General features: G+C 61.3%; 10 protein-coding genes. 5 read left to right on the top strand and 5 right to left on the bottom strand.

All coding sequences use genetic code 11. From position 1 onward, the window contains the following. The first annotated feature begins 57 nt into the window (after positions 1-57). Together HHJ06_RS07140 and HHJ06_RS07135 are read left to right on the top strand one after the other, a co-directional pair. On the top strand, positions 58-1,113 hold the full coding sequence (locus HHJ06_RS07140) for a 3'-5' exoribonuclease YhaM family protein (protein WP_215428662.1): 1,056 nt from the start codon (positions 58-60) through the stop codon (positions 1,111-1,113). 12 nt (positions 1,114-1,125) lie between these two features. Next, complete coding sequence (locus HHJ06_RS07135; RefSeq protein WP_215428661.1) at positions 1,126-3,237, top strand: ComEC/Rec2 family competence protein; 2,112 nt, start codon at positions 1,126-1,128, stop codon at positions 3,235-3,237. Here the strand turns inward: HHJ06_RS07135 and miaB are convergent. The 4 genes from miaB to HHJ06_RS07115 all read right to left on the bottom strand — a co-directional run bounded on the left by miaB (position 3,200) and on the right by HHJ06_RS07115 (position 7,216). Continuing rightward, positions 3,200-4,573 carry a tRNA (N6-isopentenyl adenosine(37)-C2)-methylthiotransferase MiaB gene (gene miaB, locus HHJ06_RS07130; RefSeq protein ID WP_215428660.1) on the bottom strand — a complete coding sequence of 458 codons (1,374 nt, stop codon included), beginning with the start codon at positions 4,571-4,573 and terminating at the stop codon, positions 3,200-3,202. The two genes, HHJ06_RS07135 and miaB, sit on opposite strands and share 38 nt — an antisense overlap. Positions 4,574-4,579: 6 nt before the next feature. Further along, positions 4,580-5,803, bottom strand: a complete 1,224-nt coding sequence (locus HHJ06_RS07125) for a class I SAM-dependent RNA methyltransferase (RefSeq protein WP_215428659.1) — start codon at positions 5,801-5,803, stop codon at positions 4,580-4,582. Positions 5,804-5,822: 19 nt separating this feature from the next. Further along, positions 5,823-6,146 carry a hypothetical protein gene (locus HHJ06_RS07120; protein WP_215428658.1) on the bottom strand — a complete coding sequence of 108 codons (324 nt, stop codon included), beginning with the start codon at positions 6,144-6,146 and terminating at the stop codon, positions 5,823-5,825. A 113-nt stretch (positions 6,147-6,259) separates the two neighbouring features. Then, on the bottom strand, positions 6,260-7,216 hold the full coding sequence (locus HHJ06_RS07115; protein ID WP_215428657.1) for a DUF3750 domain-containing protein: 957 nt from the start codon (positions 7,214-7,216) through the stop codon (positions 6,260-6,262). Between the two features lie 64 nt (positions 7,217-7,280). On the opposite strand from HHJ06_RS07115, the gene HHJ06_RS07110 reads away from it, so the two are divergent. After that, complete coding sequence (locus tag HHJ06_RS07110) at positions 7,281-7,829, top strand: hypothetical protein (RefSeq protein WP_215428656.1); 549 nt, start codon at positions 7,281-7,283, stop codon at positions 7,827-7,829. A 61-nt stretch (positions 7,830-7,890) separates the two neighbouring features. On the opposite strand, the gene HHJ06_RS07105 is transcribed toward HHJ06_RS07110, so the two are convergent. Further along, positions 7,891-9,360, bottom strand: coding sequence for a hypothetical protein (locus HHJ06_RS07105; protein ID WP_215428655.1), 1,470 nt, complete (start codon positions 9,358-9,360; stop codon positions 7,891-7,893). Between the two features lie 154 nt (positions 9,361-9,514). Between HHJ06_RS07105 and HHJ06_RS07100 the strand changes: the two genes are divergently transcribed. Both HHJ06_RS07100 and HHJ06_RS07095 read left to right on the top strand, forming a co-directional pair. Then, positions 9,515-9,787, top strand: coding sequence for an HU family DNA-binding protein (locus HHJ06_RS07100; RefSeq protein WP_215428654.1), 273 nt, complete (start codon positions 9,515-9,517; stop codon positions 9,785-9,787). A 127-nt stretch (positions 9,788-9,914) separates the two neighbouring features. After that, positions 9,915-12,050, top strand: coding sequence for an alpha-galactosidase (locus HHJ06_RS07095; RefSeq protein WP_215428653.1), 2,136 nt, complete (start codon positions 9,915-9,917; stop codon positions 12,048-12,050). Positions 12,051-12,652: the final 602 nt, after the last annotated feature.

Genomic DNA, 12,652 nt, shown 5'->3' with positions numbered 1-12,652 from the left:
CTTTCCTTTTCCGGCGTTTTCTTGACGGATGCGGGGAAGCGGGGCAAGATGGACCGCATGGAACAAGTCAGTCTCATGGAGTTGGCCAAACTGGCCGCGGAAGGCCAGGTGGAAGCGGAAGCCTTTGCCCAGGTTGCCCAGTGCGCGCAGAAAATGACCAAGAGCAACAAGCCGTACCTGGACGTGACGTTTGCGGATGCGGAAGGGACCATGGGGCTGAAGGTATGGGAGGACAAGCCCTGGTTCCGCACGCTGGCCGCCCTGCCGCTGCGCACGTTCGTGAGCCTGCGCGGCCAGTGGACCAAAGGGGGCTTCGGCATGGAAGCGGCCGATCTGGAAGTGCGTCCGCTGGACGAACAGGAGAAGGAAAGTTTTCTGGCCGGCTCCGGAACCCTGAAGAAGAAGCAGGAGGCGGACCTGAAGGAGATTTGCGTGCTCATCAAGGGCATGAACGACCCGCGCATCAGGGCCCTGTGCATTGAGTTCATTGACCAGTTCGGGGAACGTCTTCAGCGCGCCGCCGCCGCCAGGTCCTACCATCATGCGCGCCGCGGCGGCCTGGTGGAGCACGTGGCGGGGATGATGCGCACGGCTTCCGCCGTCTGCCAGGCAAATCCGGAGCTGAACCGCGACCTTCTGCTAGCCGGGTGCCTGTTCCATGACTGTGGGAAGCTGTGGGAAAACTGCTACCCCAAGGAGGATTTCACCATGCCGTATTCGGAAGCCGGGGAATTGCTGGGGCACATTCCGCTGGGAATTGAGCTGGTCAACAATCTGTGGAAACGCATCATGGCCCTTCCGGAAGCGGAATCCTGGAAAACGCTGGACCCCGCCTCCCCGGACGTGCGCATGCACCTGCTGCACCTGATCGCCTCCCATCACGGGGAACTGGCGTTCGGCTCCCCCGTGTTCCCCAAGACGCCGGAGGCGGTAGCCCTGCATTACATTGACAACCTGGACGCCAAGCTGGAGATGTTCCGCGGCGCCTATGAAACGAGCGAGGCGCTGGCCCCCAAGGTGCTTCAGCGCAAGGCCCCGCTGCCTGCCAACGTGGTTCTTCCTCTGCCTTCCGTGCTGCCCCTGAATCCGGACGGCGCGGATGCCATGCCGTAAGCGTTGGCCTGCATGGAAAAAGACGGCCGTCTGCTGCGTCCGTGGCCGGAACGGATGATGGCCGCCGCGCCATTGCTGGCTCCGGCTCTGGCCATGCTGTGCGCCTGCGCCGCGGCAGCGGCCTCTCCCTGGTTCTGGGTTCCCTGCGTGTGCCTGGCGGGGTTGCCGTGCCTGTTCCGCACTCCGGGCATGGGCCTGCTGGCTCTTGCCCTCTCCATCTGGGCCGGGGCGTCCTTGCTGTCTTATGACCAGGAATACCGGGCCGTCCCCGTGGAAGCGGGGCGGCGTTTTACGGCGGAGGGGGCCGTTTATTCCGTATCCGGCAGGTCCGCGCTGTTTCGTCCCGACGGTTCCCGGTGGTTTTACACCGTCTCCGCTCCGGACGGGGCGTGTCCCCTGGCTGCGGGGCGCCGTTACCGGGTGGAGGGAGAGGAGTATCCGCTGCTGCCGCCATGCGGTCCCGGCATGTTTGACCGGGAACGGTGGGGATACCTGCGCGGCATTGCCGCCGGAGTGCGGCTGGACCAATTTTCCAGCCTGGGGGAAGGAGGCTGGAGTAGCCGGATTCAGGCGGTTTCCCTGCGGCTCCGTGAAGGGGCGGGGGAGCTACTGAGGGAGGGCGCGCCGCCCGGTGATGAAGCCCGCCAGGTGATGGTCTCCGCCGTTCTGGGAGACAAGACGGACGCCAGCCCGGAAACGATGGCCAAGTTCCTGATGAGCGGCTGCATGCACGTCTTCGCCGTCAGCGGCATGCATGTGGGCGTGGCGGCCCTGCTGGTTCTGGGAATGCTCCGGCTGCTGCGCGTGCGCCCCGCCGCGGCGCGGCTGGCCTGCCTGCTGTTGCTGGCGCTGTATGTCTTTGTCACGGGAATGTCCGTTTCCGCGCTGCGGGCCTTCATCATGGCAGCCGTCTGGCTGGCCGCTCCCGTTCTGCGGCGGAAGGCGCATCCGGCCAACATTCTGGCCCTGGCCTTCATCATCCTGTGTTTGATGGACCCGCTCCAGGTCTTTCAGCCGGGGTTCCAGCTTTCCTTCTGCGTCTTTGCCGTGATTGTCTGTCTTGCCTGGTGGCTCCGCCGGGAAAAACCCGTATGGTATCCGGATGCGTTCATCCCTGTCCGGATTTACAATCTGCGGGAAAGAAGCATGGTGCGGCTGGAAAAGGCGGCCAGGGGCGCCCTGCTTGTCTCCGTGGGGGCGTGGCTGATGTCCATTCCGCTGACGGCTTGGCATTTCGGCACCTGGAATCTGTACGCTCCCCTGGCCAATATTTGCCTGAGCGTGCTGGTTTTTCCGCTGATGGGCGTCTCCCTGGCCGGGCTGATGCTCTCCTGGTGCCCGGGAGCCCTGGCCGTTTGCAATGCGGCGGCGGCTTCCCTGGCTTCAGCCATGCTGGCGGTGACCGGAGGCGTAGCCTCCCTGCCGTGCAGTTACCTTCCCTCCCTGACGCCTGCCGCAGAAAATGAAGCCGTTATTGTTCCCCTGCAAAATGATGCCTGGTCCATGGCGGTCTCCAATCCGGCGCTGGTAGTGGATTCCGGAACGGAAGGCATGGTGCGCTACGCCCTGATTCCCGTGCTGAAAGCGCGCGGCATCCAGCCTGCCGGGACGCTGGCCACCAGAAGGGGCAACGCGGAGCGTGCGGGAATGGAAACCCTGCTGGAGGAATACCCCGGCATCCGGAACTGGGGAGAAGCCGGGGCCGGAGATTCCCCCCGGAAGTGGCGGTTCCGGCAAGGGAATGAACTGGCCGTGGCGGATTTGCCGGAACCGTTGCCTACCGGAATTCACCAGGACAGGTGCAGGGTACTGGCATGGACGTGCCGGGGGCGGCGTGTCCTGATCATCGGGAATGCCGGATTTTCCTCTCTGGCCCGTGCGGAAGAAGTGCCGCATGCGGATGTGCTGGTGATAGGGCGCCACCCGCGCGACCCCGTCTGCAGCGCCGCATGGATAAAAGCCACGGGCGCCCGGACGGTTGTATTTACTACGGAATACACGTGTCCGGTACCGGATGGGACAGATGCGTACCGTTTGCGGGAGACCGGAACCCTTTACCTGCGGATGGAGGAGGACGGCGTGCGCGTTACGCCCTGGAAGGGCACGGAACGCCGTACAGGGTAAAGCCCGTGCTTTCCTCAATCCGGATGGGGAGGAGCTGCCCGGCGAGGTCCGGAGCGGCGTCTACGATCACGGGCCTGTTCTGGGAGGTGCGGCCGGAAAGGCGCTCTTCATTGGTCTTGGACGGCCCTTCCAGCAGGACCTCCTGCACGGTGCCCACCAGTTCCCGGTTTTTCCGGATGGCGATTTCATTGACCACGGCCAGCAGGTCCTGGTTGCGCGCCTCCTTCACTTCTTCCGGAATCTGCCCCTCCATGGCGGCGGCAGGCGTGCCGCGGCGCGGGGAGTAGCGGAAAATAAAGGCGTTGTCAAACTGCACCTGCTCCACGGCCTGCCTGGTCAGCAGGTAGTCTTCTTCCGTTTCTCCGGGAAAGCCCACGATGATGTCCGTAGTGATGGACAAATCCGGGCGCGCCTGCTTCATCCGGGCGCAAAGGTCCAGAAAGGTTTCATTCCTGTACGGGCGGCGCATCATCTTCAGGATGCGGTCACTGCCGCTCTGCATCGGGAAATGGATGTGGCTGCACAGCTTGGGAAGATAGGTGAAGGCCTGCACCAGGTCCTGGCGGAAGCCGATGGGATGGGGGGAGACGAAGCGGATGCGTTTGAGCCCTTCCACTTCATGCACGGCCTCCAGCAGCTGGACGAAGCCGCCCTTGCCGTCCGCCGCGGGCATTTCCCTGCCGTAGCGGTTGACGATCTGGCCCAGCAGGGTCACCTCCTTCACTCCGGCGTCCGCCAGCATGTTCACTTCCTCCACAATGTCCCGGATGGGACGGCTGCGTTCCGTGCCCCGGGTGTAGGGGACGATGCAGTAGGCGCACTTCATTTCACACCCCTGCATGATGGAGACGTAAGCCGTGGAGCGCGCGCCGGGGTTCAGGTGGTCCCTGATCCGGTTCTGGGAATCCGCCTCCTCCGCCACGTCGCACACGCGGGTGCCGGAAAAAGCGGTTTGCAGTTCATCCATGCGGCGTTCCTGGCGTGCGCGGAGGATGCCGTCCACGTGCTCAAACACGCGATGGTACTTCTGCGTGCCGACCACCAGGTCCAGGCGCGGAAGCTCCTTGAACAATTCATCCTTTTTGCTCTGGGCCATGCAGCCCATCATGCCGTAAACCACGTGCGGGCGGTGCTGCTGTTTGGACAGCAGGCCCATTTTACCCAGGGCCTTCTGTTCCGCCTGCTCGCGGATGGAGCAGGAATTGAACAGGATGACATCCGCCTCATTCTCCCGGTCCGTCAGGGTATAACCTTTCTGGACGAACATGCGGGCCACCTGCTCGGAGTCCCGTTCGTTCATCTGGCAGCCGTAGGTTTTAATGTAAAGCGTGGGCATGGGCAATCAGATCTTCTTTTTTAACGTGACCACGCATTCCAGATGCTTGGTCTGGGGGAACAGGTCAAAAGGCTGCACGGCGGTGACGGCGTAGCCGGCCTTGTCAAACTCCGCCAAGTCCCGTATCTGCGTGGCGGGATTGCAGGAAACGTACACCACCTTTCCGGGGCCGAAGGAGAACAACTGGTTCAGGAACTCCATGCTGCATCCCTTCCGGGGAGGATCAATGACCACAGCGGTCTTTTCCGCGGGGAAATCCACCTGGGCGAAAATGGCCCCGGCGTCTGCCGCCAAGAACTCTGCGTGTTCAATGCCGTTGCTCCGGGCATTGCTCCGCGCCCAGTCCGCGGAAGTCTCGCTGACCTCCACGCCCAGCACCTTCCTGAACTTCTTAGCCAGGCTCAGGGCAAACAGGCCGGAACCGCAATAGGCGTCCACCAGGAACTCCTCTCCGTCCATGCTCGCCTGCTGGGCCACGTAATCCGTAAACAGCGGAAGAATGAAGGGATTGTTCTGGAAAAAATCCCCCGCCAGGAAGTGGAATTCCAGGTCGCCCACACGCTCGCAGGCCACGGCGTTGTTATTGGTGATGACGCCCCCCTCCGAGGCGCGGAGCAGGATGGTGGCGCCGCGCTTGAACCGCGCCGCGGCCTGGTAAACGCTCTTGCGGGCCAGCGGCAGCACCTCGTTGATGCACTCCATGGCAATCGGGCACTGGGGCACGTCCACCACTTCCCTTCTGGACCCCGCCTTCAGAAAGCCGATGGCCGGCTTCCCGCCTTCCCTGGGCTTGTCAAAATGGGGCGTAATCTTGGAACGGTAGTTGTATTGCCGGGGAGAGGCGATCGCGGGATTGACGGGCAGTTCCAGCCCGGCCTGAAGGCGCAGCAGGTCCGCCACCTGCCGGGTTTTCCAGAGGAGCTGCCGGTCATAGGAAAAATGCTGGTACTGGCAGCCTCCGCAGGTACCGAACAGCCGGCAGCCGGGTTCCACGCGGTCCGCGCTGGGGTGCAGCACCTCCACCAGGTCCGCGGAGGAATAATTCTTGTCATTGCGCCATATGCGCGCCTTCACGCGGTCCCCCGGCAGGGCAAAGGGGACGAAAACCACCCAGCCGTCCACGCGGCCGATGCCGTCGCCCGCGTTGGAAAGGGCGTCAATCTCCAGTTCAAGCTCCTGGTGGTAGGAAAAAGGTTCGGGGTGGAAGCCTTTGGGAATGGTCGCGGTCATGATGATGGGAGGGAACGTGTTACGGAGCGGTGGGAGTATTCAGTTTGCCGTCCAGGTCATACAGCAGGGTATCCGGAAGCTGGGGAGTGCGCAGCCCCGGACGGAAGTCGCCCGGCAGAACAGCGGGGCCCGGTGCGGACTCTTCCCCGTCTTCCTCCGGAAGAATGGCGGATTTCACCGGAGCGGGGGCCCAGGGGACCGGGCGCTCTGCCGCGGGGGCGGGTTCCGGCTGGACGGCTGGAGCGGGGGCGGGTTCCTGAGAGGCCGTTTCCTTATTGGAGGCGCAGGAAGCGGCGCAGGCCAGCCCGGCAAGCAGACAGGAGCGGATCAGGAGCTTGTTCATGGCGCGGATTCTTACAGCTTCATTCCCGCTTGGCAATCGAATTTCCGCTTTATTCCCCTTCTTCCCTGCATGAGGGAACGGGATAAGGGAAAAAGGCTTCCGTGAAACGCGGCTTAAATGCGCTCGCTCGTTTTTGTCCGCGGATGGCGGAAGTGGGGGATGCGGTGCGCCTGCCTGCGTTTTTGGCGCATGTGGCGGAGCATGCGGAAGAAAATGAACGTTCCCGCCAGAAGCAGCAGCATGATGCTCCACCAGTCCCAGCCCACCGGGGCGTCCGGCAGCCCTACGCGGCCGATCATGGGGAGCTTGAGGGCGGGGCGCAGCAGGTCAAAACCCGCGTTCAGTCCCAGCAGGCTGACTTCAACCCCTTCCGCCAGGCCCAGGCTGACCCCTCCCAGGCCCCATAAATTCATGCGGATGCCCGTGCCGCTCTCCGTCCGTCCGGCAATGCCGCCGGGCAGGTAATCCTTCCCCACCGCGTGGGGCGGAAGCTCTACCGTCAGTTCCGGCACCTCCCTCATCAGCGCGGCGGTGAAGGTGTTGCTGTTGGGGCCGGGAATGAGCCGGTACGTATCCGCCTCAGGGTATTCCCGCGCCGTGCGGCTGATGGCGGGAATGGCTCTTTCCGCCGCTTTTCCGCGCAATTCCTGAATCAGGTCCGGTTCCGCGCCAAACCACTTGCGGTCCGGAATGTCCCTGGTGATGGAAACGCTGGTTCCCCTGGAAGGGAGCTGGTAGCCCATCACCTGGTAAACGGTGTAAAAGCCGGCGTTCTTCTCCTTCACGGCTATCCAGGTATGCACGCCGAAATACTTGCGCCAGCCGAAGGCGCGTGCCGAATACACCTGGACGACGGCTTCCGGCTCTTCCTCCGGCAGCGGAGCCAGGCCGCTGCTGCTGCGGTCCGCGGTTTGCCAGTCTTCCGCGGGGTGGAAGTAGACCAGGGCGCCGCACAGGACCAGGAGCGCCATGGACAGCCAGAAAATGAGGCGCCATTTGTTCCGTGAAGGGTGCCTGCGGTTATAGGGGTTGGAATGGCGCATGGCGAATGTATATACCTTGAACTTCAAATGAAGGCAATGGCGGAATCTTGAAGTTTGACTTCTCTGCGGAGAGGCTTATTTTCATGGGAATATGATCAAGTTTGCCGTTCCCGTGCTTTGTGCCGCCGCCATGGCGTGCATGCTGGCTCCTGTTTCCGCCCTGGCACAGCAGACGCCCCCTCCCGCCGTGAATGAATCGGGCAGTCCGGTCTTTGACAAGCTGCGCAATGAAGCCATCGCAAAAAAGATTCCCCTGGTCATCTACCTGACGGGCTCTTCCTGGTGCGTATACTGCAACATCTTTACGAACAAGCATATCAAGGAACGCGACTTTAAGATGGAATCCGGCAAAAAATTCATCTTCTGGATGGTGGATACCGGGCAGGAGCCGGGAAGGTCTCCGGGGTCTTTCACCTTCAAATTCATTCCGGAGGAAGCGGGCAAAGTCGTGGGCTGCCTGGGGTCCAGGGCTCCTTATGTGGTCTTTGGTCCTCCCGCCGTGATCATTCTGGACCCCGTTTCCGGAAAAGTGATTAAAAGGATGGTGAGCCAGGGGGACATGGACAAAGAAGGCAAATCCCTGCCCGCGGTTATCGGGGAATGCTGGAAAAAGTTTCAGGAGGAGGGAAAGGCTGCCTGAATGTCCGCCTCTTTTCAGTGAAAGCCGGAATGCGGAATTCCTCTTCCGGCTCTCTTTTCCGCTAAAAACGGTAGATGAAGCGCAGCCACGGCTGCGGGGCGCCGGAGTAATAGGGGTACCATCGGTGCCCAGGATGGTGCATGGTGGAACCCCATTCATCCTGACGGAGCGCCTGCGGCGCATAAGTAAGCAGCCGCCATTCCCGGCAGGCGAAGGAAGAAGGCCGGGAGCATGAAGCGGAGGGTGCCAGGGATGCCTGGAGGGCGGTGGAAGAACAGCAGTAATAGGGAATGTTGAACCGCGGCGCCAGCCCGAACGCCAGCAGGAGCCAAATCCACATCCGGAGGCGGGGGTGCCTCATCCAGGTGGAAGCCAGAAAGGCGAGCAGGCAGGCCATTGCCGGAACGCTTCCCTTGCAGAGCAGGTCGTTGACGTCCCCGTTCACGTAAAAGAAAGGCAGAATCAGTCCGGTTGCCAGCGTGCAGATGAAGAGGGGATTCCTCCGGAAATCCCGCCAGCAGAACAGGGCGTATACCAGAAAAGAGGTACCCATGAGCAGAAAATCTCCCGGATGCGTATAAAAGGGCCGTATGCCCGTATGGGAGGATGGCGCGTTTACCGCCCCATAATAAAGGAGGAAGCACGCCCCCAGCAGGACGGCTGCCGGAAAGGAGGGATGGAACAGGATGCGCCGGGAGGCGCGGCCGTCTTTCCATTGCCGGAACCACTGGCAGGCCGCCAGAGGCAGCCCCCCCAGGGCCGCGAGGGGGGAATAAAAGGCGATGGATGCAAACAAAAGAGGGATCCAGTGCAGGGGCATGCGTCCCGAAGCCAGGAAGATGAAGAAAAGCATGACGGGGATGGAGGCATTTGCGCTGCACATGATTTGCTCCGCCGTGCCGAAGTAATGCAGGCGGAACAGGTCCAGCCCCAGCCAACACTGGACATTCAGCAGGGAGCCAAACATCACCATCAGCAGGGCGAGCGGCAGGGAACGGCGGCCGGAGAAAACGCAAAGCCACAGCCACGCAAGAAAGAGGCCCCATGCCCCCCACAGCACGACAAATGCCCGGGCAGCCCCCAACCCCGCCATTTTGCCTGCCAGGGCCGGAAGCAGCCAGAAGCCTGTGTTGTAAATCAAGACGTCTCCGTCCGGAAAAACGACGGGCCATGGACTGGCGACCAATTCGCGCAGGCAGGCGTTCCTGACGATATGGTCCGGGTGCTGATTGACCCATTCCCCCCATCCGGACAGCGCCATCAGGGCGATGAACGCGGTCAGGACGAGAAACGAAGAGCGGGTGAAGAGGGGAAAAGCGGGGAGGGAACCCCTTTCCGGCGGTTCCTTGCGCCTTCCGGGAGCCAGTCCCGCGGCCATCAGGAACATGAGTGGAAGAGCGGCGTACCAGTGCATCCATCCCGCCATGAAAACCAGCACGGGAAGCATAAGCCATGCGCAGGTATGCCACTTCAGCGCAGTCACGCTGAAAGTTTGTTCCGGGCACGGGGCATCGGCGGCGGGGGAGGGCATCTCCCCCGGACCTTAATGGGTCCGGCGCATGGGGGCAAGGAGGAAACTTGCGGGCCGGAAGGGAGAGGGCCGCCCGTCCGGTCCTGGTGGCAGGAATGCGGGCGCGCCGTCTCCGCTTTACCGGAAAAACGTGGCATCCCATGCTGGGCGCCTTATGAATAAAACAGAATTCATTCGGGAATTGCAGCGGGAACTGGGAGAAGGCGTAACCTCCCGGCAGGCGGAACAGGCGCTGAACGCCGTGCTGGACACGATTGCGAAGACGGTCCGGAAGCGGTCTCTGGTTAAATTCCGCGGCTTCGGATCGTTCGCCGTCAAGCACCGCCGTGCGCGTGTGGTGCGCCATCCGGAAAACGGCAGTAAACTGTTTGTGCATGAATCAAGCACCATGAAATTCCGGCCCTCTTCCCGCCTGTGGAAGAAGTAGGGAAAGGAAGGCCGGAGCCCGTTCCATTTTGCCATTGACTTCCCTGTCCGGCACGGGCCTTAATGGATAAGGCAAGCGCACCGTGCGCCTGCCTGGAAAAAGACTGATCCTTGCCCTTTCACTGACCATGACGCCGGACTCCGTTCATTTGCTGACCCGTTCCTCCCAGATGACCCTGTTCAAGGATGAACAGGGACGTGTGCGCCGCGCCTATTACGGTCCGCGGCTGCGTGAACCGGCGGATGCCCTGGCAAACGCCGCGGACGCGCCCCTTCTGTACTCCGCCCTGGGGGACTCCGTGGCGGGGCTTCCCAATGCGTCGGAGGAATACTCCATTTGCGTAACCCAGGCGGACGGAGCCCTCTCCCTGCGCCTGGAATGCCTGGGGTGGGAGGTGCTGGAACTGGATGACGACCGGGAAGAAGCCGTCTTCTACGGGAAAGACCCTTCCTACCCCGTGAGGGTGGAAATTCACGTGCGCTCCCACCGGGAATCGGACGCCTTCCTTCAATGGGTAGTGGTACGGAACGAGGGGAGGGAAGGCATACGCCTTCACCGCGTTGCGTCCGCACAACTGAATCTGCGCGCGGAACGGTACTTTGTCACCAGCTTCCGCGGCACCTGGGGCGGCGAATCCCTGATGAGCGAGGAGGAAGTGGCGCGGGGCCATGAACTTTCCCTGGTTTCCGGCACCGGAACCCGCGCTGCCCAGGAGGGAAGCCCCGGCTTCATCATCTCCCTGGACGGCCCGGCGCGGGAGGATGCGGGGGAAGTAATTCTGGGGGCGCTGGCGTGGTCCGGCAACTACCGCATATGGTTCCGGCACAGCCCGTACCACTACCTCTTTGCCGGGGCGGGGCTGGACGCGGTTCCTGCGCCTTACCTGCTGGATGGCGGCGGGACGTTTGAAACGCCTCCCCTGATCCTGGTGCACAGCGGAAACGGCAAGGGGGAAGCTTCCCGGCGCATCCACCGCTGGGCGCGCCGTTACGGCCTGCGCGGCGGCGCTACGGAGCGGCTTACCCTGCTGAACTCATGGGAGGGAGTGTACTTCACCTTCACGGAAAAAGTGCTGCATGGCATGATGAAGCGTGCGGGGGAGCTGGGCGTGGAGCTCTTTGTGCTGGATGACGGCTGGTTTGGCAACAAATTCCCGCGCAATGACGCCCGGGCCGGGCTGGGGGACTGGCAGGTGAACCGGGACAAATTGCCCCATGGGTTGGAAGGCCTGGTGCGCCAGGCGGAAAAGCTGGGGATACGCTTCGGCATCTGGGTGGAGCCGGAAATGGTGAACCCCCGGTCGGAACTTTACCGGAAGCATCCGGAATGGGTGATTGGCCTTCCCCACCGGGAAAACAGGCTGGAACGCAGCCAGTACCTGCTGGATTTGAGCAACCCGGACGTGCGCGCCTACATTCTTGACGCCATGCGGAAACTGCTGGGAGAACATCCGGGCATTTCCTATGTCAAGTGGGACTGCAACCGCAAAATCTCCGATCCCGGCTCCTCCCGGCTGGACGCCGGCCATCAGGGGAACCTGTCCATTGACTATGTGCGCGGCTATGAAACCATCCTTGATGCGCTGGCGGCGGAATTCCCGGATGTGGTATTTCAGGCCTGTTCCTCCGGCGGAGGACGCGCGGACTACGGGACCATGCGGAGGCATCACGAATTTTGGACGTCCGACAATACGGACGCCTGTGAACGCGTATTCATGCAGTGGGGCATCGGGCACCTGTTCCCGGCCATCTCCATGGCCGCCCATGTGACGGCCTCCCCCAACCATCAGACAAAGCGCGTTACGCCGCTCAAATTCCGCTTTGACGTGGCCATGTCGGGCCGTCTGGGCTTTGAGCTCCAGCCCTGTGACATGACGAAGGAGGAAGTGGAATTTTCCAAACGGGCGCTGGCGGAATACAAGCGCATCCGTCCCATAGTCCAGTTCGGGGACCTGTACCGCCTGTCTTCCCCGTATGAAAGCCGGGTGGCTTCCCTGATGTACGTGTATAAGAACAGAGCCGTCGTCTTCGCCTGGCTGATGGACAAATGGCTGGCGGATTCCCCGCCGCCCCTGCGCCTGAAAGGCCTGGACCCTGCCGCCAGGTATTTGGTGAGGGAAATCAACCTGGATGAAAACGGCTCCCTCACGAACGCCCATGAACGGGTGCTTGGCGGCGATTACCTGATGGACGCCGGAATCCGCATCAACTGGAAAACTACCTTCCAGTCCGTCTGCATGGAGGTGACGGAAACGGGCAGGTAAGTTTTCGTTTCTATTAGGAGGTTACGGCGTGATGAAGATATGAATAACCAAAAATTTATACGAAAATAATAAAGTCACTCCTTTTGCATAGCTCGACGGCTGATATGTTATGTCAATGCTTTGATCACTGGGAAATTTGCTGATAGACCGATAATATTTCATGAATGCGGTTGCCATGCAACCAGGGAAATGATCAATCAGATTTGTCACAATTGTATTTGTGCCGGTTGAGTTGGTTCTGATGGTCATTTCTAAATAACGGAATGTCGAATATTACAAAAAGTGTGCTCCGGCTGCGGAAAGGAGTTCGCCTATATAAGTGACGGGAAGTTCCTGGCAGGATTATATATTCCCTCTTTCGGCGATGATTTGAATGATGACCACATGGAGTCTAAAGTCCGTCTCTCTCTAGTGATGATGCTCAGGATAGAAGAGAGGCCTCATGACCTCGACCCATGCTGCTCACTATCAGCAAGCGGAGGAGTGTCATGCTCTATTGGCAGCATTCTTTCCAGAAAAATAAGCCAAGTACCTGTACGGCCGCACGCCGTCTGTTTGACAGACGGCGTGCGTATTCCAACACCGGGTTGTTAGTTATTGCT

This window comes from Akkermansia muciniphila, assembly GCF_018709685.1.
GTDB lineage: Bacteria > Verrucomicrobiota > Verrucomicrobiia > Verrucomicrobiales > Akkermansiaceae > Akkermansia > Akkermansia muciniphila_E.
The sequence above is the reverse complement of the archived record's forward strand: the minus strand, read 5'-3'. Positions and strand labels throughout refer to the sequence as shown.